The 22404-nt window shown below is 50.2% G+C and carries 21 protein-coding genes and 1 tRNA gene; 9 read left to right on the forward strand and 13 right to left on the reverse strand.

The genetic code is table 11. The annotated features are described in order from the left end of the window. Positions 1 to 36: 36 nt before the first annotated feature. Positions 37 to 807 (forward strand): hypothetical protein, encoded by a 771-nt coding sequence (locus MN202_RS15470; RefSeq protein ID WP_335737042.1) that lies wholly within the window; start codon positions 37 to 39, stop codon positions 805 to 807. Here the strand turns inward: MN202_RS15470 and MN202_RS15475 are convergent. From MN202_RS15475 to MN202_RS15495, 5 genes are all read right to left on the reverse strand, one after another. Then, entirely contained in the window at positions 771 to 2093 is a 1323-nt protein-coding gene (locus MN202_RS15475) for a HAMP domain-containing sensor histidine kinase (RefSeq protein WP_335737043.1), read from the reverse strand. The two genes, MN202_RS15470 and MN202_RS15475, sit on opposite strands and share 37 nt — an antisense overlap. Beyond that, positions 2090 to 2785: a response regulator transcription factor gene (locus MN202_RS15480; RefSeq protein ID WP_335737044.1), complete on the reverse strand. Its 696-nt coding sequence runs from the start codon at positions 2783 to 2785 to the stop codon at positions 2090 to 2092. The genes MN202_RS15475 and MN202_RS15480 overlap by 4 nt, the downstream gene beginning before the upstream one ends. Before the next feature lie 28 nt (positions 2786 to 2813). After that, a complete protein-coding gene (locus MN202_RS15485; protein WP_335737045.1) occupies positions 2814 to 3944 on the reverse strand; it encodes a type 1 glutamine amidotransferase domain-containing protein in 1131 nt (376 codons plus the stop codon). A gap of 109 nt (positions 3945 to 4053) precedes the next feature. Next, positions 4054 to 6564, reverse strand: coding sequence for an ABC transporter permease (locus MN202_RS15490; protein ID WP_335737046.1), 2511 nt, complete (start codon positions 6562 to 6564; stop codon positions 4054 to 4056). Then, positions 6554 to 7255, reverse strand: a complete 702-nt coding sequence (locus MN202_RS15495) for an ABC transporter ATP-binding protein (RefSeq protein WP_335737047.1) — start codon at positions 7253 to 7255, stop codon at positions 6554 to 6556. Before MN202_RS15495 ends, MN202_RS15490 begins: the two co-directional genes overlap by 11 nt. 166 nt (positions 7256 to 7421) lie before the next feature. On the opposite strand from MN202_RS15495, the gene MN202_RS15500 reads away from it, so the two are divergent. The 3 genes from MN202_RS15500 (at position 7422) to rsgA (ending at position 9231) form a co-directional block, all read left to right on the forward strand. Beyond that, a complete protein-coding gene (locus MN202_RS15500; protein ID WP_335737048.1) occupies positions 7422 to 7655 on the forward strand; it encodes a ribbon-helix-helix domain-containing protein in 234 nt (77 codons plus the stop codon). Beyond that, on the forward strand, positions 7636 to 7905 hold the full coding sequence (locus MN202_RS15505; RefSeq protein WP_335737049.1) for a type II toxin-antitoxin system RelE family toxin: 270 nt from the start codon (positions 7636 to 7638) through the stop codon (positions 7903 to 7905). The genes MN202_RS15500 and MN202_RS15505 overlap by 20 nt, the downstream gene beginning before the upstream one ends. 288 nt (positions 7906 to 8193) lie before the next feature. After that, entirely contained in the window at positions 8194 to 9231 is a 1038-nt protein-coding gene (gene rsgA, locus MN202_RS15510) for a ribosome small subunit-dependent GTPase A (protein WP_335737050.1), read from the forward strand. Positions 9232 to 9413: 182 nt separating this feature from the next. Here the strand turns inward: rsgA and MN202_RS15515 are convergent, their stop codons facing one another. Further along, positions 9414 to 10160: an SDR family NAD(P)-dependent oxidoreductase gene (locus MN202_RS15515; RefSeq protein WP_335737051.1), complete on the reverse strand. Its 747-nt coding sequence runs from the start codon at positions 10158 to 10160 to the stop codon at positions 9414 to 9416. Positions 10161 to 10269: 109 nt separating this feature from the next. Here MN202_RS15515 and MN202_RS15520 point away from each other — a divergent pair, with 109 nt between their 5' ends. Together MN202_RS15520 and hemN are read left to right on the forward strand one after the other, a co-directional pair. Continuing rightward, positions 10270 to 11205, forward strand: coding sequence for a LysR family transcriptional regulator (locus MN202_RS15520; RefSeq protein ID WP_335737052.1), 936 nt, complete (start codon positions 10270 to 10272; stop codon positions 11203 to 11205). 149 nt (positions 11206 to 11354) lie between these two features. After that, positions 11355 to 12716 carry an oxygen-independent coproporphyrinogen III oxidase gene (gene hemN / locus MN202_RS15525; protein WP_335737053.1) on the forward strand — a complete coding sequence of 454 codons (1362 nt, stop codon included), beginning with the start codon at positions 11355 to 11357 and terminating at the stop codon, positions 12714 to 12716. Between the two features lie 41 nt (positions 12717 to 12757). Here the strand turns inward: hemN and MN202_RS15530 are convergent, their stop codons facing one another. The 4 genes from MN202_RS15530 to MN202_RS15545 all read right to left on the reverse strand — a co-directional run bounded on the left by MN202_RS15530 (position 12758) and on the right by MN202_RS15545 (position 16870). Beyond that, positions 12758 to 14032 carry a GGDEF domain-containing response regulator gene (locus MN202_RS15530; protein ID WP_335737054.1) on the reverse strand — a complete coding sequence of 425 codons (1275 nt, stop codon included), beginning with the start codon at positions 14030 to 14032 and terminating at the stop codon, positions 12758 to 12760. Positions 14033 to 14291: 259 nt separating this feature from the next. After that, positions 14292 to 14368, reverse strand: a tRNA-Val gene (locus MN202_RS15535). A 129-nt stretch (positions 14369 to 14497) separates the two neighbouring features. Next, positions 14498 to 15508: a DUF3080 family protein gene (locus MN202_RS15540; protein WP_335737055.1), complete on the reverse strand. Its 1011-nt coding sequence runs from the start codon at positions 15506 to 15508 to the stop codon at positions 14498 to 14500. A 3-nt stretch (positions 15509 to 15511) separates the two neighbouring features. Further along, entirely contained in the window at positions 15512 to 16870 is a 1359-nt protein-coding gene (locus MN202_RS15545; RefSeq protein ID WP_335737056.1) for an MATE family efflux transporter, read from the reverse strand. Positions 16871 to 16930: 60 nt separating this feature from the next. Here MN202_RS15545 and MN202_RS15550 point away from each other — a divergent pair, with 60 nt between their 5' ends. Beyond that, positions 16931 to 17560 (forward strand): riboflavin synthase subunit alpha, encoded by a 630-nt coding sequence (locus MN202_RS15550; RefSeq protein ID WP_335737057.1) that lies wholly within the window; start codon positions 16931 to 16933, stop codon positions 17558 to 17560. On the opposite strand, the gene MN202_RS15555 is transcribed toward MN202_RS15550, so the two are convergent. The 3 genes from MN202_RS15555 to MN202_RS15565 are packed head-to-tail and all read right to left on the reverse strand — an operon-like array spanning position 17557 to position 19466. Then, positions 17557 to 17757: a CPXCG motif-containing cysteine-rich protein gene (locus MN202_RS15555; protein WP_335737058.1), complete on the reverse strand. Its 201-nt coding sequence runs from the start codon at positions 17755 to 17757 to the stop codon at positions 17557 to 17559. The genes MN202_RS15550 and MN202_RS15555 overlap by 4 nt on opposite strands. A 23-nt stretch (positions 17758 to 17780) precedes the next feature. Beyond that, positions 17781 to 18545 carry a pteridine reductase gene (locus tag MN202_RS15560; RefSeq protein ID WP_335737059.1) on the reverse strand — a complete coding sequence of 255 codons (765 nt, stop codon included), beginning with the start codon at positions 18543 to 18545 and terminating at the stop codon, positions 17781 to 17783. A 60-nt stretch (positions 18546 to 18605) separates the two neighbouring features. Further along, positions 18606 to 19466 carry a fructosamine kinase family protein gene (locus MN202_RS15565; protein ID WP_335737060.1) on the reverse strand — a complete coding sequence of 287 codons (861 nt, stop codon included), beginning with the start codon at positions 19464 to 19466 and terminating at the stop codon, positions 18606 to 18608. 376 nt (positions 19467 to 19842) lie between these two features. Here MN202_RS15565 and thrS point away from each other — a divergent pair, with 376 nt between their 5' ends. Together thrS and infC are read left to right on the forward strand one after the other, a co-directional pair. Beyond that, complete coding sequence (gene thrS, locus MN202_RS15570) at positions 19843 to 21753, forward strand: threonine--tRNA ligase (protein WP_335737061.1); 1911 nt, start codon at positions 19843 to 19845, stop codon at positions 21751 to 21753. Positions 21754 to 21795: 42 nt separating this feature from the next. Further along, positions 21796 to 22338, forward strand: a complete 543-nt coding sequence (infC, locus tag MN202_RS15575) for a translation initiation factor IF-3 (protein ID WP_335737075.1) — start codon at positions 21796 to 21798, stop codon at positions 22336 to 22338. The last annotated feature ends 66 nt before the right edge of the window (positions 22339 to 22404 follow it).

Genomic DNA, 22404 nt, shown 5'->3' on the forward strand with positions numbered 1-22404 from the left:
TTTGATTGCCTGTTTGGTTTATCAATAAGGCATAGTATGGCTAAAAAATATTACCGGTTGCTGCTTGGCATTGGCTTGGCGGCGCAGCTGCAGGCAGCTGATATCAGTGGCACAAAACAGCAGGCGCTGAATGCGCAGCCTTCTGCTGCCGATTTGCAGCGCACTATTGCCGCTGCAGTTAGCCAGTTTGAGCAACGATCGCGGCGGGACTGGGCTTATCGAATTGATCGCTATGAAAACGAAGAGGGCGATATCAGCAGCAGTATCGAGCTGTTTGACCCGGCAAAAGCAGCAGACAACCAATGGCAGTTACTCAGCATTAACGGCCGGCAGCCGGATAACAAACAGCAGCGCAAGTTTGCTGCGGCAAAACAACAGCAGGTTAAGAAAGCCGGGCAACAGAATTTTTCTGTCAGGCTAAGTGAGCTAATTCAGCTAGAGAGCTTACAGCTGACGTTTGAGAACCCGCAGTATCTGCAGGCCAGTTTTCAGGTGTATTTAAGTCAGCTGGGAGAGGATGTCAGCAAAAAACTGCAAGGCTCGCTGCGCTTTAATAAAGCACAGTACTATATCGACAGCATTGAAATTAGCAACACGGCAGACTTTTCGCCGCTGTTTAGTGCCAATATCAGCGAATTTAACCTGACGCTGCGCTTTACTAAAATCGACAATGCAATATTGCCACTACAGCAGCAAATGCGGATGAAGGGCACCTTTGCTTTTTTTACGCAAATTGATGAAGTCTCAACCGATACCTTCTCAGACTATCGTTATGTGGCAAAACAAACGCTGACCGTCGTGCCCTGATCACTGCTTACGCTCATCTGCCAGCCCTGATGTTCACATAATCGTTTGACGATGGCTAAGCCAAAACCAAAGCCGGTACTGTGCCGGCCTTTTACCCCCGCCTCGGTGATATGCGGGTAAATATCGGCCGCTATGCCAGGGCCGGTGTCGCGGATCAGCAGGCAGTTAGCATTAAAGGCAATGCTGACCTCGCCGGCTTCGGTGTATTTAAAGGCATTGCTCAGCAAATTATCCAGCAGCACTTTTAGCATGTCGGCATTGGCGTTAATGTTAACCTGGCAACTGTCACACAGCTGCACTGTTACCGGCTTGCTTTGTAGCAGCAGGCTGTTATCCAAAATGGCCCGCTCGAGCTGCGGCATCAGTGCCGTGCTGTTGTGTTTAACGGCGGTATGTTCTTCTCTGGCCAGAATAAGCAGCGTTTGCACGGTTTTTTCCATTTGCACTGCGGCGTCATAAATTCGCGTCATTAACTGCTGTTCGCCGCCAGGCGCTGCCTGCAGCTGAGCGGCCGCTTTACTGCCGGTTTGTTGGCTTTGCCATAGTTCAACCGCGTTTTTAATCACCGCCAGCGGGGTGCGCAGCTCGTGGCTGACATCGGCGGTAAAGCTTTTTTCGCGCTGCAGTGCGCTGGCAATGCCAGTCAGGCTCTGCTGCAGTGTGCGGGCTAAAATGCCCACTTCATCGTTGGCAAACTGGCTGGCAAATTGGTTGGAAAAACGCTGCGGCAGCTGCTGTGACGGCACACTATCAACCAGTGCTGCCAGCTGTTTTAGCGGCCGGGTAGTTTTACGGCTGACAAACCAGGCGATAAGGCAGGCAATACAGCTTACGATCAAGGCGCTGATAACCAGAAACTGCAGCACACCGCCACGAATAGGCCGCACCAGTAACTGCTGGCTGACTTCGGCCAGTAGCAACACCTCTGGCTGCGCGCTCACCCTGTACAAGTGATAATGCAAACCCTGCTGGCCGAAGAATTCTATGCGCTCTGGCTCTGCCAGCGCTTTGTTACGTATTTCAGCGGGCAGGGTGTCGCGGCTAAAATGCAGTTGCATCGAATTGCTTCGTGGCGCGGGCCAGCGACTTGTTTGTTGATATTGCCTGCTAAGGTAGGCCGCTTCCTGTTGCAACTGTTGTTCAATAAAGCTGTCTTCCAGCGTGTACATCAGCACAAAGGCGATAAGGCCGTACACCGCAGAAATTACCAGAGTGAAAACACAAAACTGCAGCACGATACGGCGGCTTAAGCTGTGAAATTTCGCCTTGTTGTGTCGTGCGCTCATGTAGCGGCTATCTCCAGCGTAAAACCGACACCAAATACCGTTTTTAACAGCGGATAAGCAAAAGGTTTATCCAGCACAGTACGCAGCTGATAAATATGTGAGCGCAGCGCATCAGATTCGGTCGGCTCGTCGCGCCATAGCTGCCGGCTTAGTTCGCTGCGGCTGACCACCTGCGGGTAAGCTTCGGCCAGCAGCAGCAAGATTTTATAGCCCATAGCATTAAGGGCCAGCTGCTGGCCATCGCGTTTGGCTATGCGGCGCTGTTTATCCAGCTCCAGCGGCCCCAGGGTTATGCTGTGTTGCTGTTGCAACAGATGGCGGCGCGACAACGCCAGGCAGCGCACTTCCAACTCCTGCAACGAAAACGGCTTGGTCAGGTAATCGTCGGTGCCGACCTGAAAGCCGCTGACTTTATCTTCAATGCTGTCTCTGGCCGTCAGCATCAGTAGCGGAATATGCCGCTCTGCCTGTTGGCGTAACTGTGTGCATAGCTGCAGGCCATCCATGCCCGGCAGGTTCAGATCCAGAATGATCAGGTCGTAATATTGTTGCAGTGCTAAGGCTAGCCCGTGCTTGCCGTTAGTGGCAAAATCAAAGATATGGCCTTTTTGCTCCATATAGCCGGCGATATTTTTCGCAATGCTCAGCTCATCTTCAATCAGCAGTACCTGCAGGGCAGCGGGCTTGTTCATTACTTAATCCAGTTCATACAGTTTAAGGCTATAACGTCGCCAGCAGTGCTGTGGCGGCAGCAAAATCGGGCTTCGTGGCTAAAATCTGCTGCAGGGTGGCCCGTGCGGCGGCTTTGTCACCCAGTTTAAGCTGCGTTTGCGCAACAGCCATATCCAACGCCGGGTTGTTAATGGTGCTTTGGCCGGCTTGCATCAATACCAGCGCCTGTTGTAGCGCTTGGGCAGTACCGGCACTATGACGATAGTAATACCCGTACATGCCGAGTAATTCAAGCTGATACTGCGCGGCATCGGCTGCTAGCAGTTGCGCTGCAGTCATGTTGCCGTTTAACCAGCTGGCCACCAGCGCCAGCGTAGCATCATCTTTGTACGGTGCCATCGGCAGCAGCGTGATGCCAAGCGCTTTTACCAGCTCGCGGGCTACGACAACGGTAGACGCCGGGTTCTGGCCGGTGATCAGCCGGTTATCCACTGCCACATGGCTTAGCATCATTGGACTGGATTGAAAGTGGCCGCCGCGCTCAATCAGCTTGTCCTGCAGCATAAAGTCAAAGTCAGCCAGCCATTTTTTACCAAATAAATGCTCTTCTTCGTTGCTAAAGCCGTTTACTACTTTATTGGCAACCAGATAGCTGCCGTCGGCTAATTTAACGTTAACCAGCGCCGCCGGGCCATGGCATACCGCGGCCACGGTGCCTTGCTGCTGATAGATGTCAGCGATCAGCTGCTGCAGAGCAGGATCTTTGGGCAGATCGAACATGGCACCTTTGCCGCCAACGATAAAAATGCCGTTGTAGTCGCTGGCCTTTAGCTGCGCTGTGCTCAGGCTGTTGTTTAACTTCGCCATAATCGCCGCATCGTTCAGCACTTGCTGGTTATAGCTTTTGGCTGGATCGTATTTATCAGCCTGTATTTTGCCGCCTTGCGGGCTGGCAATATCCACCCTGATACCATGCGCCTGAAATACCAGGTAGGCTTTGGCAAATTCATCAAACTCATAGCCCGGCGTTTGTTGTTCGGGCTGGCCATAGCCACTGAGTATCATAACAATGCTTTTGCTGTCGGGCGTGGCGGCAAAAGCCGGGCGATTGGCCAGCGCACCAAACAAGGCGCTAAGCAAGCTAACTACAAGCAGAATATAGTGTGTCGGTTGTTTCATGGTGTGCTCCTTATTCATGGGGTTGCGCTGCCAGCATGGCAAAGCCGCTGTGAAACGCATGTGAAAAAGCCATGTGAAAAATGACGCTGCTGTATATGTGCCATGCGTTTTACTCCGCCAGCAGCTGGCGCACCGAGCCGGACAAACTGCGTTGACTTAACAAAATTCCCAGTGCCGTCACCAGCGATAAGATGATGGTCACAGTAGCCAGTAGCCAGCCAAAATCAGGCTGATAAGGTAAAGCGAACTGCGACTGATAAATCAGCAAACCGGCCAGCCAGGTAGCGACAATGGCGCTGGCGGCGGCAACTGCGCCGGTTACCAGCCACTCGATGCTATTGAGCTGCAGACAGGTGCGTTTTGACAGGCCGAAACTGAGAATAATGCTGTTCTTTTTCTGCTCCTGTGCTTCAACAGCCTGCACCGAAGACACGATAACAATGCTGGCAAGCAGCGTAATTAAGCCGGCAAAAGCACTGATAAGCTGGGTAACCATAGCCAGGCTGCTGTCAAAGCGTTGGGTCAGCTCTTGCAGCGATACCATGCGCAGCGTCGGGTGTTGCTGCCAAAGCTGGCCAAGCAAGGCAAACTGCTGTGGCTGTAATTCCAGGCTGGCCATGGCGTAATGCGGCGCGCTGATATGTGCCAGTGCAGCAGGCGGCATTTGCAGCCAGAAGGTAATGGCGCCGGCGCCGCTTTTATAGGCATGTGTGGCGGTTATGCTGAACTCGACATAGTGCCCGGCAATAACCAGGCCTAACTTGTCGCCCAGCTGCAGGCCCAGGTCGGTCATCACTTCCTGCTCAACCGACAGTTGCTGCCAGTTGTCAGCTGAGCTTTGCCACCATTGGCCGCTAACCAGCCGGTTGTTACCGGGTATTGCAGCGCTCCAATGCAGCCGCACCGGACGGCTGAAGGTCGCCAGACTGTCACTGGGTTTTTGCATGACATCAGACAGCAGGCCGCCGTTGACATGGGTAAGCTGGGCGTACATAAAGGGTTTGTGCTGGCGTATCGCAATGGCATGCTGCGCGGCCCATAACTCAAGCGCGGCCATTTGCGTGGCACTTGCCTGCGACACCAGTAAATTGCCATCATGCGCCCGTTGATGGGCGGTCATACTGTCGCCTAAATCTTTTAGCAGCATTAAGGTAAACAGCAACAAAAAGGCCGCCAGCCCTATGCCTAAAACTTGGGTGGTTTTGCTCAGCAGGCGCTGCTTCATCATATAGAGCGCAAATGGCAGCAAACCGGAAAACGGCTGGCTAAGTTTTTCGCCAAGCGACAGAACCAGCCAGCTCAGCGCTAACAGCAGCACTATACTTATTGCCATGGCGCCAAGCAGCATGGCGCTCAGCAGGGCATTATCGGAGTAATATAACGCCACGGCGGCCAGTACCAGCAAAGCGCAGCCAAGTACGATAGCGCTACTGATGCGCTGCTGCTGTGGCTGAATTAACTGTCGTACTGAGCATTGCCACAGCGCCAGCCACAGCGGTAGATTGAACACAAAAAAAATCGTCGCACCGGCGACAACGGCTGTTACGGCCAATACTATGTCGGGCTGCCAGGTCAGGGCGGTAACGCTGCCGGCCAGCTCTTGCCCGGCAAAGGCATGCAGTTTAAGCCATTGCAGCAACAACCAGTGACACAGTGCGGACAGCGCCAGTACCGGCGGCAACAAGGATAAAAAGCCGAAAAGCCAGTTAAGTACGGCAATCAGCAACACGGTTTGTTTTGTTGCACCCAGGCTCAGGCACACTGCACTGAATAATTGCTGTTGCTGCAGCTGGGCCCGGCTAAGTTGTTGCATGGCGATGGCGGCCATAAAAAATAATAATACCGAGGCTAAGCCAATAAAATTCTCGGTGCGTTGCCAAAACAGGGCTAACGGGTGGGCACCGTGCTTATGGTGCAGCTGCGCAGCCGGTAACTGGTTTTTTTGCCACTGCAAAATAGTGGCAATTTGCTGAGCATTGGCTGAGACCAGATAGCGGTGCTGAATGATATCGTCGGCAGCACTAAACTGCTGCAGATCAGCGCGATGCAGCAGGGCGCGCATTTCCACGTTATGGCCTTCCATCAGCCGGTCTGGCTCGTGCAGTAACACACGCGCCACAGTCAGCTGCTGGCCGCCAATGTGCAGTTGTTCGCCGATCTGCAGCCCTAAGCCAGCCAGTAAGCGCGAATCAAGCCAGATTTCACCGACCGCCGGGCCCTGGCTGCTGGCACTGTCTGGCTCGCCGGCGTAGGCGGCGCTTTGCAGTTCTCCCTGCAACGGGTAATCTTCGGCCACGGCTTTTAGTGTTGCCCGTTGCCACTGGCCGTTGTGGGTTAGGGTAGTGGTTAAGCTTTCAGTGAGTACAATTTGCTCTGCCATCGCACTGAGCTCGGTATATTGGCTGGCTGTCAGCGCACGCGGTTGGCTTAGCACCAAGTCGGCACCCAGCAGGTTGGCTAAGTTAAGGCCCAGATAGGCCTGAATATTAGCGCTGGTTTGGCTTAGCGTAACGATAAACAGCAGCAGTATGCCTTGTACCCAGCGCAGCACGCGCGCTTTGCTGTGCTGCTTTTGCTGCTGATAACAATGCCAGGCCAGTTGCAGCTTCTCAACACGCATGCGGCACCTCCGTCTGCGTCTTCGCCAGCAAGGCACAGTTGCCATTATTAAAAGCCAGCACCTGCTGTGCCCGCGCGGCCAATGGCGCACTATGGGTTACCATAACCAGCGCCGCACCATTTTGCCGGCAGCAACTAAATAGCAAGTCGGCTACATCGGCGGCGCTTTTGCTATCCAGGTTGCCGGTGGGCTCATCAGCGAAAATAAACTTAGGTTGAAACACTAAGGCTCTGGCAATGGCGGCCCGCTGCTGCTCGCCACCACTCAATTGCTGTGGCTTGTGGTTAAGCCTGTGGCCCAGGCCGACTTTTTCCAGCCAGGCGCTGGCTGTGGCTTCGGCATGTTTTTCGCCGCGTAGTTTAAGCGGCAAAGCCACATTGTGTAGTGCGGTAAGCTCCGGCAATAAATGAAACTGCTGAAACACAAAGCCAATGTCTTGTCGCAGCTGCGTCAGCGCCATGCTGCGGCCATGTTGCAGGTAGGCTACCTGGCCGGCACTTGGCAGCTCCAGCCCTGCCATCAACATTAATAAACTGGACTTACCCGAGCCCGACGGCCCGGTAATGGCATAAGACTGGCCTTGTTCAATGTTCAGGCTCAGCTGCTGAAACAACTGCACCTGATGGCCTTGGTGGCTGAAGCTGTGGCTGACGTTGGTCAGCAAAATGCTACTTAACGCAGATAGTGACATGCTGTTATCTCTTCAATGGCTTAGTCATCGAAGCGTAACGATTGCGCCGTGAAACAGATGTGAAATACCGCTGTCGGCTCAGCGCGCTGTTGCACCAGCTTAGCTTCTCGCCACTAAAACGTTATGATGCTATAGTGTTGTAGTGTCATTCTATTTGAGGTGGTGTATGAGCACGTTATCCAAACGATCAACCGTCTACTTTGAGCCGTCTATTCATCAAGCGCTAAAGCTTAGAGCGGCCTCTTCAGATACGTCGGTTTCAGAACTTATCGATGAAGCGGTAAGATTACTTATGCGCGAGGATCAGGAAGATCTTGCTGCGGTGAGACAAAGAGCCAATGAAGCAGAAATATCTTATGAAGAATTACTAAACAGTCTGCATGCCGATGGCAAAATATAAAATATCGTTCAAAAAATCGGTTGCCAAAGATCTAACGGCATTACCAAAAGCAGATATAAAAAAAATACTAGCCAAAATTGATTCACTTGCTGAAAATCCAAGAACAGAAGGCGCTATCAAGCTAAGTGGTCAAGATCTGTACCGTATCAGGCAAGGGCTATATCGAATTATCTATGAAATCAAAGATAGCCAGTTAGTGGTGCACGTTATAAAAATCGGGCATAGAGCAGATATATATAAACATATCTGATAAGCGTTTATTGAACAAAACCAGATTGGCTTTTGCCGTTTACTATCGGTATACTTTTTTGCGTTGTTCAGCCTGAGAAGGAAAATTTGATGATTGTTGTAATGACCCACCCGGCGAAGGCTGCGGCGTAAGTTAAAGCTTTACCTTATACGTTAACCTGCCTTTGCCCGGTGTTTGCTGACCGGGAACTCTGCTAACCGCTTAATACGGTTACCTTTGCCTTATTCCAGAGCTCCTACCCATTTTTACTGTGCACGCAGTGCTTTACTGTGGGCAGAAGGAAATGACATGAACTTACCCTCAACATTACAACACCTGGGGTGGCAGGCTTTTTTTCAACAACAACTTAGTTTGCCCGAATTTGAAAACAGCATTATCGCCCGGGTAACGGCACACCACCGCAGTGGCTATGAGCTGATAACATTACAGGGCCCGTGCCGTTTAAATGCCAGCGCCATGTTGCCACCGATAACCATTGGTGATTGGCTGCTGTTAGATGCTGCAGGCGGTCTTATGCGGCTGTTAACAAGAAAGTCGTTGTTCAAACGCAAAGCGGCCGGCAGCCAGCTAGCCGAGCAACTTATTGCTGCTAACGTTGATACGCTGATTATTGTCTGCTCGTTAAACCATGACTTTAACTTAAGCCGGATAGAGCGTTACCTGACTCTGGCTCACGACGCCGGTGCCGAACCGTTATTGGTATTAACCAAGATGGACTTATGCGCCGATATCGACGCCTTTTTGCAGCAGGTTAACCAGCTGGACGCCATGCTGATGGTCGAGGTAGTTAATGCGCTCGACGCCAGTTGCAGCACTACCTTGCAGCACTGGTGTAAAGCCGGCAATACCCTGGCAGTGGTGGGCTCTTCTGGTGTCGGTAAGTCGACGTTAGTGAATACCCTGACTGGCAGCGGCATGCAAAAAACCGCGGCAATAAGGGCTGATGACAGTAAAGGCCGGCATACCACAACAGGGCGCTCCATGCATTTTATTGCCGGTGGCGCCGTAGTAATTGATACGCCCGGTATGCGTGAACTGCAACTGACAGACTGTGACGAAGGAATTCGCCGTGCTTTTGCCGACATTGACGCCTTAGCCAACCAGTGCCGCTTCAGCGACTGCCAGCATGTTGCTGAACCTGGCTGCGCGGTACAGCTGGCTATTGCGCAAGGTGCGTTAGATGCAAGGCGGTTAACCAACTACCAAAAACTAAATACCGAACAGGCACGCAACAGCGCATCACTGCAGCAAAAGCGCGCCCACGAGCGGCAATTTAGCAAGCTGGTAAAGTCGGTTAAGGCACTTAAAGCAAAATACCGCGATTAGTGCGGCACACGCCGCCTTAGGGCGGCGTTTTTTGACATCGGTGCAAAGCTCAGCAAAAGGTTGTACACCAAAGCGCGGTAGGTTCTTAGCCGCATTTTTCAACAACCTGATAAAAAACAACAAGCTCATAAGTTTAATTTTGTAACCAAACCCCTAAAGCTTCTTATTAGCTATTGACGCAACTAAAGTCCAAATCCACCATCGATGTCAATATACGCATTACGTAAACCAACACTGGCATCAGAGATTAAATAATTGATGGCAGGAATAAGGTCATCGGGCACTAAAACCCGACCAACGGGCGTACTACTGAGTGACTCAAAAAACACACTGATTGCGCCATCGTCCATCCCTGCTTTGGCCTGAATTTCGGTGGCGGTTACACCTGGACGAATCGAGTTAATCCGAATGCCACGCGAAGCCAATTCTGAATTAAGCACTCTTGCTAAGCCTTCGAACGCAGCTTTACTGGCACTATAAACGCCAGCACCGGTAAACGCTTTTAATACTGCAACACTCGATACAAAGACTACACTGCTTGGATTTTTCAAACATGGCAGTAACGCCTGTAACATTAACGCCGGGCCATTAAAATTGACCGCCATAGTACTGGTAAAGTTTTCTAAACTCATTTGCTCAAATGGCGCCGGATAAAATACGCCGGCATTTAAAATCAGGCCATCGAGTTGAATGTTGTCGCGCTGAAGCTGCATGACCATTTGCTGAATTTGTTCAACATTGGCGTTGTCACACAATACCGGGGTCACCTGTTCACCAAGCGCCTTCACCGCGTGGTTTAAGCGCGTCTGATTTCGGCCTGTGATCACTAATTTAGCCCCTTGTAGCAACAACGATTGTGCTGAGGCAAAACCTATACCTGCTGTCGCGCCAGTGATTAAAATGGTTTTTCCTTGTAACGAAGTTTGCATTGCTGATGTCCTGTCGATAATAAGTTGACGACGCACAGCATACCCCGCAGAATCGTTTCCAATAAGGCATCAAAAAAGAAACTCATTGTTTCTGTAAGAGAACGTATTTATGAATATCGACACAACAACATTGCACCTTCAGCTGCCTAATTTATATCTGTTTCGTCGTGTTACCCAGCTAGGCAGCTTTCAAGCCACCGCAGACGCGCTGCAATTACCCCGTTCATCAGTCAGTAAAAAAATAGCCCAGCTTGAACAACATTTAGGCTTAAGATTGCTGCAGCGCAGTACCCGGCAATTAAACCTCACCGATGCTGGCAAAGAGTTACTTGTCATCACTGACTCACTTGCTGACTTATTGAGTAATACCGCTAAACTGACCGAACAGGCACACATCAGGCCAAGTGGACGGGTAAAAATCAGTAGCTCGACCCTTATCGGCCAACGTTATTTACTTCCCTTGTTACCCGATCTAAAGCGGCTGTTTCCTGAGATAGTAATAGACATTAACCTTGATGATCGGGTAGTTGACCTGATTGAACTGGGGATAGACATTGCACTGCGGGTCGGTCAATTACCCGATTCATCTTTAGTTGCCCGTCAAATTGGCATTAAATCATGGGCCTGTTTTGCCAGTCCTGCTTACCTGCAAAATGCAGCTAAGCTTGATGAACCAAGCGACCTTAGTGCACATCAATGCATCATCTTTCGCCATCAAAAACTAGCCATGGAGCACTGGCACTTTTGCAGCCCAATTGGCGATATTCAAACCATCCACATTTCGCCTGCTACAGCATCTGACGATGGCCGCACCTTAGTTGAACTTGCCTGTATGGGCATGGGCATCATTCGGGTTGACCCTATTTTAATTAAACCCGAATTACAGGCAGGAAAATTAAAGGCAGTCTTAACAGCATGGCATCACCCCGATGCAGCCCCGATTCACCTGGTTTGTTTAGAAAAAGAGGCACGTAGCCGGGCCGTAAACGAAGTGTGGCAATACCTCAGTAAGGAGCTTGCTCAGGCGCTTAATCAAGCCCATTGATGCCTGGCCGCGAAGCAAAGCGCGCTGCTAGCGTTATAGCCATTGTTGAATCAGGAGCCGCCTGCTTGATACACATCAAGATGTGATTCGGCTTAACCTCCTATACTGCGTTTTGGCACAACGTCATCACAGTATAAAACGAGGTCAAGATGCAAGGGTTTAAATGGGACGCCAGGTTAATCGACAAATACAATATTAATGGCCCGCGTTATACCTCGTACCCAACCGCACTGGCGCTAAACAGCAACTTTGACCGTACGCAAATTCAGACGGCTATCAGCCAGGGAGCAAACCAGCTTAGCCTGTACTTGCATATCCCGTTTTGCCATAAGCTGTGTTATTACTGTGGCTGCAATAAAGTGGTGACCCGTCATCAGCACAAAGCCGACATTTACCTCGATGCTTTAGCACGGGAGATGGCGTTATATCAGCCATTGCTTGGCGATAAGGTGATTAACCAGCTGCATTTAGGCGGCGGTACACCGACCTTTTTAACCGAAGCGCAGCTAAGCCGGCTGATGGCGCTGTTGCAGCAGTACTTTAACATTAAGCCTGATGCCGAAGTCAGCATTGAAATAGACCCGCGCAGTTGCAGTGACGACAAGTTACGGCATTTACGTACCCTGGGTTTTAACCGTGTTAGCTTTGGCGTGCAGGATTTAGATGAAACAGTACAAATTGCCATTAACCGGCCCCAGGATACCGATCTTATCCGCCATCAGGTTGCGCTTAGCCGTGAGCTGGGCTTTAGCTCGATTAATCTTGACCTTATCTATGGCCTGCCGTTTCAGCACAGCGCCAGCTTTGCCGCAACGGTAGAGGAGATTATCCGCTTAAATCCCGATCGTATTTCGTTATTTAGCTATGCCCATTTACCCGAGCGCTTTGCTGCCCAGCGTAAAATACCCGATGCCAGCCTGCCGGCTGCGCCGTTAAAGCTTGAGCTGATGCAGCTGGCGATTAATCGCTTTGTTGGTGCCGGCTATCAATTTATCGGCATGGATCACTTTGCTAAGGCAGATGACGCCCTGGCCAAAGCACAACAAGCCGGTAAGCTGCAGCGCAATTTTCAGGGCTACACCTGCGCCGGTCAGGATGCACTAGTTGGCCTGGGCGTATCCAGTATCAGCCAGGTAAACGGGGTGTTGTGGCAAAACAGTAAAGACTTAGCACAATATTATGCCGCAATAAACAGCGGCCAGCTGCCGGTAGAGCGCGGCTTTAGTTTAGATGCCGATGACAAATTACGTGCAGCATTAATCAGCCAGCTAATCTGTCATTTCGAACTTGATGTCGAGGCCTTTAGCCGACAGTGGCAGCTAAGTGGCTTTTGGCAATACTTTGCTGAAGCATTAGAGCGGCTTACTGCCTTTATGGAAGACGGCCTGGTTGAGGTGTATGCCGGGCGGATAAAAGTAACCGACAGTGGCCGGTTGTGGGTACGCAGTATCTGCGCCTGTTTTGATGCCTATCTGGCACAAGGCCAACGGCGCTATTCTAAGGTCATTTAACTTAGCTGGTGTTTGCGCGCTGGCAGGATATTGCCACTGATTTAAGGCGCCAGGGTAACCACCTGATTGCGGCCTTGTTGTTTGGCTTGATACAACGCTTTATCGGCACGGGCAAACACTTCATCGAAGTATTCGTCCTGCGTCGCACTGAGACAGGTTACGCCAATGCTAACACTGGTGCTGATGCCTTCAGGTTGCAGTTGTTGCAACGTTTTGCACAGCTGCCGGGCTTTTTCACTGGCGGCATTTAGTGTGCAGCCGGTTAATAACACGACAAACTCTTCTCCGCCAAAACGGGCTATGTATTCATCTTCAGAGCATTGCGCCTGTAAGGCGCTGGCAATACGTTTTAATACCCGATCACCGGTTTGATGGCCATATTGATCGTTAATTTGCTTAAAATGATCGACGTCCAGCACCAGCGTGGCTAACGCACTGCGCTGGCGGTTAGCGTCGACAAAACGGCGTTTGGCCAGTTCGGTAAGAAAATGCCGGTTATATAAACCCGTAAGATGGTCTTTTGTCGCCAGTTCCAGCAAGCGTTGCCGTTCGCGGGTCAGTTGTTCAACCAGACGGGTGGCGGATATCAGGTTATTAATGCGGGCAAAAAGCTCTTCGTCCAGCACAGGTTTGGAAATATAGTCATTGGCACCGGATTGCAGCGCCTGAATGCGCCGGTTGACGCTTTCCAGGCTGGTAACGGCCAGAATGGGGGTTTGCGCAAAGCGATGATCTGCGCGCAGCTGCTGAATAAACTCTATACCGGTTTCATTATCCTGCAGTACGATATCTGTCATGATCAGCTCGTACATGTGGTTATCAAGTAACTGCAGCGCCTGTTGGATCGAAAACGCATGATCCATCTGTAAACCAAGCCGTTTTAGTTTGGCATCTGTCGCTTTGGCCACCGTCAAACTGTCTTCCAGGTACAGCGCTTTACCGCTGATGTTATATCGGAAGGGCCCCAGAGGGATCAGCGCATGCAGGCTTTCTTCTAACCGCGGCAAATCATCTTTACGGATAATATCACTGGCACCGGCAGTCAGTGCTGATGACAGCAACTCCGGATCGGTCTCTGAGGTAACAATAAAGATCGGCACTTCGCTGTCACGCTGCCGGACATGCTGACAAAAATCGATACCGGTTAAATCGGGCAGATACATGGCAACGCAAATCATCTGAAAGCGTTGCTGGGTTAACGCCCGAAAGCCGGCAGTTGCCGAGTCGACAAAACTCAATTGAAAATCGTAGCTTTGCAGCATGCGGGACAAAATACGCTGATAAGTCGGGCTGGGTTCCACAATCAGTGCGTGCATGCAGTAGCCTTGGCTTTTAAAGGGAATATTAAGTTTACCGCAAGATGGTGGTAGTGTGAAAAAAATGCTGCAAAAATATGCTGTTGTAATTTTGCCTATTGTTAGCAGCCAAGCACCTTGGCCCATACCGCAGCACAGGCACACCATACGGCACTGCAATCACCCTGTCTGATAAAGCAAGATAAAGCCAAGGAGCTGGCGGCATAAGATAGCAGAAACAAAAACGCCACCCTTAAGGTGGCGTTTTTGTTAGAATTTTTGGTGCGTCCTAGTGGACTCGAACCACCGACCCCCACCATGTCAAGGTGGTGCTCTAACCAGCTGAGCTAAGGACGCACACTTTGCGTTGCGCGCTTGGCGAACAACGGCGGCTATGTTATTGCGCCACTGCTATATTGGCAAGTGTTTTTATGGTTATAGCGTGAGTTTGCTGTATTTTTCGCCGCTTAGCGATGCAGGGCAGTGTTAATGTTGCCGGGTAAGTTGCAAAGGACATTGCCGGTTTAGCTGTTGCCACCAGCTTACATGTTGGCCCAATTCAGTGCGCATTAACTGATAATTGCCGGCAAAGCGCTGTTGCAGTGCCGGCTGTAGCGGCGTATCACGGTACAGTTCCTCAAGCAGCGGCCAGAGTTGTTGCTGGTATTTTTCCAGATTAACCGTGTATTGCTGCACCTGGGCAATAAAATATTTAGCAAAAATATTGGCCAGAATATCCAACTGTTGTTTATCTGGCTGCGGTTGGCACAGGCTAACGGGTGTAACGCCAGCCAGCTGCTGGTTAAGTTGCGCCAGCTGATGAGCGCTGATGCGCAGGCTGTGTTGCAACCGGCCCAGCACATTGTAGCGATATAACTGCTGCAGCTGCTGTTCAATATCAACCTGACTGGCGGCCTGCCAGTTTTGCTCGACGATGAATTGTTGCAACTGGTTTAATGCGCGCAGTGCCTGCCAGGTTTCGCTTAAACCGGCAATTTCTGTAACTGCCAGACTGTTGCGTACACCCAGCAGCTCTTTGCGCAACGTATCGTCGGTTAACAGCATATTGTTAAAGGCATTGGTGATACTCAGTTGTTTTTGCTGATACACCTGCTGCAACTGCTGCTGCAGCGCGGTATTGTCCCAGCTTAGGTTAAGGCATTGCTGTAACTGGTTGAGAAAACGCAGCTCATAGCTAAGTTGTTTGCTGGCACTGTACACCCGGCCGAGGCTGGAATTACGCTCGCCAATAAGGGTGTCTAATCCGCAGCGGCGGGTCGCTAAGGTGTCTGTCAGATCGATGCGCAGATCGGGTAGGGGCTGTTTTATATCGCGTGGCTCTGCCAATGGTGGTGCAGCGGGCAGCGGTAAATTAACTGTTTCGCTTTGCAACACCCGCGCCAGACGCTGTTGATAGTCTTGCAGCGCCTTATCACCGTTATTATCTGAGCAGCCAATCAGGTTAATTAGCAGTAGAGCGAGCAGCCAAACCTTCATGTTCTAACCTGCCTGTTGTTCTAACTTAAGTAAGGTGCGTTTTAAGATAATGGCCAGCAATACTGCCGCGACGCTTAAACCGGCGATAATACCGATCCAGAAGCCGTGAGCCCCCATAGGTGCCACCAGCCAATTGGTTAAACCCAATACGGCACCCAGGCCAAAGCCGATTGGCCAGTAAGCAATTAAGGTAATAAAAAATACCGGTTTAGTCACTTTCATACCGCGCAGCGCGCAAGCCGACACCACCTGAATCGCATCCGATACCTGATAAAAGCAGGCCAGAATTAACAGCGACGCTGCCAGCGCAATAACGCTCTGATCCGGTGAGTAGAGGGCGGCAATACTGCCACGCAGCAAAAACGTTAAACTGGCAATTAAAAACGACATCAGTACGGCCAGCACTATGGCGGTCGATACCGCTTTTTTCAGCTCCAGTATGCTTTGCTGGCCTACCAGATGGCCAACGCGGATAGTGGTGGCCATACCAAGCGATAATGGCAGCATAAATACGATACCACTGTAGTTTTGTGCAATTTGATGGCCGGCCACCATTATAGGGCCCAGGTGCACTATGGCCAGCGGTATGCAGGCAAATAACGTCACCTCAAAGAAGATAGAAAATGCGATAGGGGTGCCGATACAGATGATCTGCCAGATGTCTTTTAGGTTAACCCGGTAGCTATCCGGCTGCGTGCGGTAATGTGCTGTGCTGCGGCTATACCAGCCATAAAGCAACATGGCGATAAACATGGCGACAAACACCAGTGCGGTGGCAATACCACAGCCGGCACCGCCAAGCGCCGGCATGCCGAGCTTGCCGTAAATAAATACATAGTTGGCCGGGATGTTTACCAGGATGCCAACGAAGCTTATCCACATGCTGGCTTTGGTATTGCCAATGCCCTCAAACATACTGCGCAGCACCATATAACCGGCTGCCGGAAACAGGCCAAAGCTGACATAGTACAGATAATCGAGCGATTTTTGCCGCAGAGTGTCATCCATGTTTAACAGATCAATGGGGACATGCACATATAACATCAGTACAAAGAGTGCTGCGGCCAGCGCCATAGCTAAATACATCGCCTGTACGGTGAAGTGGGTAACTGGTTTGGTTTGTCTGCTGCCATAGTACTGCGCCACTATCGGCGTTAGCGCCAGTAATAAACCCTGCATCGTCATCACTACCGGAAACCATAAACCGGATGCCACAGCAATAGCGGCCATATCGACCGCGCTGTAGCGGCCAGCCATTACGGTATCAACAAAATACATCAGGGTTTGGGTTAGCTGCGCCAGCACGATTGGGCCGGAAAGTTTCAGGATGGTTCTGGCTTCGAAGCGGGAAAAAGGTAACATATGCAGGTCTGTTGTATCAGCAGCGTGTAGTGGCGCGCAATGTAGCACAATTGGGGGTTTATGTTTACCGGAATAGTACAGACTAAAGCGCAAGTGACACAAATACGCGACGAAGCGGCGTTTCGTCAGTTAACGCTGCAGCCTGGCGCGGCCTATTTGCGCGATGTCGCCCGGGGCGCCAGTATCGCAATTAATGGCGTTTGTTTAACCGTAACGGATTTTGACAGTGCGGCCGGTTGGGTTTGCTTTGATGTCATCGCCGAAACTTTAAGCAAAACTAATCTGGGCGCTATACAGCCGGGTGATGCCGTTAATTTTGAGCGCTCATTAAGCTTTGGCAGTGAACTTGGCGGCCATATTGTCTCTGGCCATATTCAAACTACGGCAACGATAACCGCACTGGACAAGACGGCGAATAACTGTGCCATGCGTTTAACCCTGGCGCCGGATTATATGCGTTACATATTAAGCAAAGGCTTTATTGCAGTAGAAGGTTGCAGTTTAACGGTGGGGGAAACCTATAGCGATGGCTTTAGTTTATACCTGATCCCGGAAACGCTGGCCATTACCACCCTTGGGCTTAAACAGTTGGGCGATACGCTTAATATCGAGCTCGATCAGCAAACGCAAACCATAGTGCAAACGGTAGAACGGATTATGGCCGAACGCTTTGGTGCTGCCGGCGGCTAATAATACTGCTCGTCATCGGCATCAATAAACAGCTGTATGCTGTGGTGTTGTTCGTCTTTATGCACTTTGACATGGATCGGATTGCAGCAGTTGCTGCAATCTTCGATAAAGTCCTGATCGTCGTCGGTCACTTCAACACTCAGGTGCGTTGCGTGGCCGCAAAACGGACAGCTGATGGTTTGCTGCAAAATGCTCATAGTGGCTCCTACGCCAGCATCGTTCAGGCTTTGCTGGTGCTACTTAAACTGCGACCGCCGTCTACCGCCAGAATTTGGCCGGTAATATAAGGCGAACGCGCTAAAAATAGCACCGTATTGGCAATATCCTCTGGCGAGCCTAGCTGTTTAAGCGGTATCTGCCGCATAATTGCTGCTTTATCCTGCTCGTTAAGCTGCACAGATTGCTCGGGCGGCCATAAAATTGCGCCTGGTGCTATACCGTTAACTCTTATTGTAGGTGCTAATTCTAACGCCAGCGATTTGGTCATCATTAAAAGTGCGGCTTTGGCCATACAATACAGACTGTGGCCCGAAAGCGGCTTGTCGGCATGAATATCCACCATATTAATAATGGCGCCCTGTTGCTTAGCTAAATGCGGCGCTAATGCCTGGCTTAAAAAATACGGCGCTTTGACGTTAGAGCCAAATAAATCCTGCCACTGGTGCACTGTTGCCTGGCCCAGCGGCGTAGGAAAAAAACTCGAGGCATTATTCACCAGCAGGTCAAGCCGGCCAAAGCAGTTAACTGCTTCATCTGCCAAAGATGCCCAGCGGTGTTCATCAAGTAAGTCGGCTTGTAATACGGCGGCACTGTTTGCACGCTGCGCATTTAATTGCTGCGCCAGGTCGTCAGCGGCCTGCCGTGACACATTGCAGTGAATTATAACGTTATAGCCGGCGCTGTGCAGGGTAATAGCCGTCTGGCGGCCAAGCCGTTTTGCGCTGCCGGTAATAAAGGCAGCGGCTGCGGCGGAATTCTTTATCATGCTTTAACTATCTCTGTTTGGATGAATGCTGCGGTTATACCGGCACAGCGCTAACAACGATCAGTAGAATAATTGTTTAATCATTTCTTGCGCCTGCACCAGATAGGCACCACGGAATATGTAGGCATGGTTAAGTACATGATAAAGATTATAAACATCTTTGCGTTCATTAAAAGCCTGGTCTAGCGGATACAGCTCATTGTAACTTTGATAAAAGGCATCCGGGAAACGGCCAAATAAGGTACTGTAAGCGATATCGGCTTCGCGGTCACCAAAATAGCAGGCTGGGTCAAACACGGCCGGGGCGTCGGAGCAAAAACCAATATTGCCGCGCCATAAATCACCATGCAGTAAACTGGGGGCCGGTTGATAATGCTGCAGCCGCTGCCGGCATTGCTCTACCAGATAGTCAATTTTACCAAAGCCAAAGCCTTGCTCCAGCAATAGTTGCAGCTGCCAGCCCAGACGTTGCTCAGAAAAAAAGCTGCTCCAGTTGCTTTGCCATTTATTCGGTTGCACGGTACTGCCAAGCATATTGTCCCAGTCAAAGCCATACATCGCCTGATCATGCTGTTTATGCAGCAATGCCAGTTGCTGTGCCAGATTACGCCAGCCATTAACGCTTTCGCCTTGCATCGGTAAATATTCCAACACCAGAAACGCCTTATCAACGGTTTGGCCAGTACAAATAACCTGCGGTACCCGGATGCAATGCGCCTGTTGTAAGGTTTGCAAGCTTAGGGCTTCGGTTTCAAATTGCTCCAATTGTTCGCGTTGGTTTAACTTAACAAAATAGTGCTGGCCGCTACCGCTTATATGCCAGGCCAGATTAATGCTGCCGCCATCCAGTTGGGTTTTGTGCTCAATCTGAAAACCACATTCCAACTCACTATTGATATGCTCAGCTAATGCCTGCCACATGCGTTGTCTCCTTTAATACCGAAATTCAAGTATGGCCGATAAAGCAGAAATTTCACGCGGATAAATTAAGCTGTGTCATTAAGATATTATTTTTTACTAAACAACAGACACCGCAGCTAAAGAGAACAGCGACAGCAGAGAGATAACGCCCGTGCAGATTTGCGATGGTACTGTATAAAGCTGTCATTTACCTGTATGATGCCGGGCGGTTTATTGCTGCTTTTTTGCAGTAAAAGCCGAAAAAACGTGTACCACGTTGTGTACCAAACAGCCCTTAGTAAGGGGTGTCAACTGACACGCAAGGCGCACGCAACAACGATTTAGGTAATTAATCATGTGACCCTTGGTATGGGCCACCACTGTATAAGGATTTATCATGCCAGTTATTACTCTGCCAGATGGCAGCCAGCGCGCTTTTGATCATGCTGTTTCCGTTATGGATGTTGCTAAAGACATCGGCCCTGGCTTAGCTAAAGCCACTATCGCCGGTAAGGTGAATGGTCAGTTAGTCGATGCCTGTGACCCTATCACAACAGATTCAACCTTAAGCATTATTACCAGTAAAGATCAGGACGGCCTGGAAATTATCCGCCATTCCTGCGCGCACTTATTAGGCCATGCCATTAAGCAGCTATGGCCAAACGTAAAAATGGCCATCGGCCCGGTAATTGATAATGGCTTTTACTATGACGTTGATTTAGACCAGCCAATTAGCAGCGATGACTTAGCCAAGCTTGAGCAGCGCATGGTTGAACTGGCAAAAACCGAATACGACGTGATTAAGAAAAAGGTTAGCTGGCAGGAAGCGGTTGATACCTTTAAAGCCCGTGGCGAAAGCTACAAGCTTGAAATCCTCGAGCAAAACGTCAGTAAAGACGATCAGCCGGGTTTGTATCATCACGAAGAATATATTGATATGTGTCGCGGCCCGCATGTGCCGAATATGCGCTTTTGCCAACACTTTAAAATTATGAAAGTAGCCGGCGCTTACTGGCGTGGCGACTCAAAAAACAAGATGCTGCAGCGTGTCTATGGCACGGCCTGGGCGGACAAAAAGCAACTGGCGGCCTATTTACTGCAGTTAGAAGAAGCTGAAAAGCGTGACCACCGTAAAATCGGTAAGGCGCTGGGCTTATTTCACTGGCAGGAAGAAGCGCCGGGTATGGTGTTCTGGCACAACGACGGCTGGACCATCTTCCGCGAGCTGGAAAGCTTTGTGCGTGAAAAGCTGGGCGAATACGACTACGACGAAGTAAAGGGTCCGTTAATGATGGACCGCGTGTTGTGGGAAAAATCCGGCCACTGGGAAAAGTACGCCGACAATATGTTTACTACCCAGTCTGAGCACCGTGAATACGCCATTAAGCCGATGAACTGCCCGGGCCACGTGCAGATATTCAACCAGGGCTTAAAATCATACCGCGATTTACCGCTACGGATGGCCGAGTTTGGCTGTTGCCACCGTAACGAGCCATCAGGCGGCTTACACGGTTTAATGCGGGTGCGTGGCTTTACCCAGGACGATGCGCATATCTTCTGTACTGAAGATCAGGTGCAGGCCGAAGTAACGAAATGTATCCAGATGGTATTTGATACCTACAGCACCTTTGGCTTTAAAAACGTCGCAGTAAAACTGTCAACCCGGCCGGCACAGCGTATCGGCACTGATGATATGTGGGACAGAGCGGAGCAGGGCTTAACCGAAGCATTAAAAGCCAATGATATTGCCTATGATTTACAGCCAGGCGAAGGCGCCTTTTACGGCCCGAAAATTGAATTTACCCTGCACGACTGTTTAGGCCGTGCCTGGCAGTGCGGTACCGTTCAGCTAGACTTTGCCTTACCGGGCCGTTTAGGTGCTACCTTCGTCGCTGAAAGTGGTGATAAGCAAACACCGGTGATGATCCACCGCGCTATTTTGGGTTCAATTGAGCGTTTTATCGGAATTTTAATCGAAGAATACGCCGGTTTCTTCCCTGCCTGGTTAGCACCAACTCAGGTGGTGGTGATGAACATTACCGATAATCAGGCCGAATATGTGCAAAATTTAGTAAAAACTTTCAAATCTCACGGTATTAGAGTCATAAGTGACTTGAGAAATGAGAAGATAGGCTTTAAAATCCGCGAGCACACGCTTAAGCGCATTCCTTACCTTGTTGTCGTTGGTGATAAAGAAATGGAAGCCGGTGATATTGCACTGAGAACGCGCAAGGGTGAAGACTTGGGTAAAATGTCGGTTGCAGCCTTTGTAGAAAAGCTGACAACAGAAATTAATAACCGGGTTTGAGCTTAATTAAGCGTAAAAGAATAATTTTCGGAGGAACATACTATTAAAGTAGGAAAGAAAACATTACCTGCAAACCGTCCTAACAGGATCAATGAAGAAATTAACCTGCCAGAGGTACGGTTAATTGGTATTGAAGGTGAGCAACTGGGTGTAGTAAGTATTGCTGAAGCCATTCGTTTGGCCGAGGAAGGCGGCGCCGATTTAGTAGAAATTAGCCCGACAGCCGAACCGCCAGTATGTAAGTTGATGGACTACGGTAAGTTCCTGTTTGAAAAGAGTAAAGCTCTTAAAGAGCAGAAGAAGAAGCAAAAACAGATCCAGATTAAGGAAATAAAATTCCGGCCTGGAACTGATGAAGGCGATTACCAGGTAAAACTACGCAACCTGCGTCGCTTCATTGAAGAGGGTGACAAAGCTAAAGTAACGCTGCGCTATCGTGGTCGTGAAATGGCGCATACTGAGATAGGCATTGAGATGTTAAATCGGATTAAAGAAGATTTAGCTGACATTGCTGTGTGCGAATCTTTCCCTTCACGGGTGGAAGGTCGCCAGATGATCATGATGCTGGCCCCAAATAAGAAGTAATAAGTGCTTTCAAGTGTAACCCTACACGGTAACGGGTGGGGTTGACGCCTTATTATTCGTTGTAAC

It is taken from the genome of Rheinheimera muenzenbergensis (assembly GCF_036984005.1).
Classification (GTDB): domain Bacteria; phylum Pseudomonadota; class Gammaproteobacteria; order Enterobacterales; family Alteromonadaceae; genus Alishewanella; species Alishewanella muenzenbergensis.

What these genes read in the sequence shown, in the direction of transcription:
- MN202_RS15470 (WP_335737042.1), top strand. Translation starts at nt 37, where the DNA reads ATGGCTAAAAAATATTACCGGTTGCTGCTTGGCATTGGCTTGGCGGCG.
- MN202_RS15475 (WP_335737043.1), bottom strand. Translation starts at nt 2,093, where the DNA reads ATGAGCGCACGACACAACAAGGCGAAATTTCACAGCTTAAGCCGCCGT.
- MN202_RS15480 (WP_335737044.1), bottom strand. Translation starts at nt 2,785, where the DNA reads ATGAACAAGCCCGCTGCCCTGCAGGTACTGCTGATTGAAGATGAGCTG.
- MN202_RS15485 (WP_335737045.1), bottom strand. Translation starts at nt 3,944, where the DNA reads ATGAAACAACCGACACACTATATTCTGCTTGTAGTTAGCTTGCTTAGC.
- MN202_RS15490 (WP_335737046.1), bottom strand. Translation starts at nt 6,564, where the DNA reads ATGCGTGTTGAGAAGCTGCAACTGGCCTGGCATTGTTATCAGCAGCAA.
- MN202_RS15495 (WP_335737047.1), bottom strand. Translation starts at nt 7,255, where the DNA reads ATGTCACTATCTGCGTTAAGTAGCATTTTGCTGACCAACGTCAGCCAC.
- MN202_RS15500 (WP_335737048.1), top strand. Translation starts at nt 7,422, where the DNA reads ATGAGCACGTTATCCAAACGATCAACCGTCTACTTTGAGCCGTCTATT.
- MN202_RS15505 (WP_335737049.1), top strand. Translation starts at nt 7,636, where the DNA reads ATGCCGATGGCAAAATATAAAATATCGTTCAAAAAATCGGTTGCCAAA.
- rsgA (WP_335737050.1), top strand. Translation starts at nt 8,194, where the DNA reads ATGAACTTACCCTCAACATTACAACACCTGGGGTGGCAGGCTTTTTTT.
- MN202_RS15515 (WP_335737051.1), bottom strand. Translation starts at nt 10,160, where the DNA reads ATGCAAACTTCGTTACAAGGAAAAACCATTTTAATCACTGGCGCGACA.
- MN202_RS15520 (WP_335737052.1), top strand. Translation starts at nt 10,270, where the DNA reads ATGAATATCGACACAACAACATTGCACCTTCAGCTGCCTAATTTATAT.
- hemN (WP_335737053.1), top strand. Translation starts at nt 11,355, where the DNA reads ATGCAAGGGTTTAAATGGGACGCCAGGTTAATCGACAAATACAATATT.
- MN202_RS15530 (WP_335737054.1), bottom strand. Translation starts at nt 14,032, where the DNA reads ATGCACGCACTGATTGTGGAACCCAGCCCGACTTATCAGCGTATTTTG.
- MN202_RS15540 (WP_335737055.1), bottom strand. Translation starts at nt 15,508, where the DNA reads ATGAAGGTTTGGCTGCTCGCTCTACTGCTAATTAACCTGATTGGCTGC.
- MN202_RS15545 (WP_335737056.1), bottom strand. Translation starts at nt 16,870, where the DNA reads ATGTTACCTTTTTCCCGCTTCGAAGCCAGAACCATCCTGAAACTTTCC.
- MN202_RS15550 (WP_335737057.1), top strand. Translation starts at nt 16,931, where the DNA reads ATGTTTACCGGAATAGTACAGACTAAAGCGCAAGTGACACAAATACGC.
- MN202_RS15555 (WP_335737058.1), bottom strand. Translation starts at nt 17,757, where the DNA reads ATGAGCATTTTGCAGCAAACCATCAGCTGTCCGTTTTGCGGCCACGCA.
- MN202_RS15560 (WP_335737059.1), bottom strand. Translation starts at nt 18,545, where the DNA reads ATGATAAAGAATTCCGCCGCAGCCGCTGCCTTTATTACCGGCAGCGCA.
- MN202_RS15565 (WP_335737060.1), bottom strand. Translation starts at nt 19,466, where the DNA reads ATGTGGCAGGCATTAGCTGAGCATATCAATAGTGAGTTGGAATGTGGT.
- thrS (WP_335737061.1), top strand. Translation starts at nt 19,843, where the DNA reads ATGCCAGTTATTACTCTGCCAGATGGCAGCCAGCGCGCTTTTGATCAT.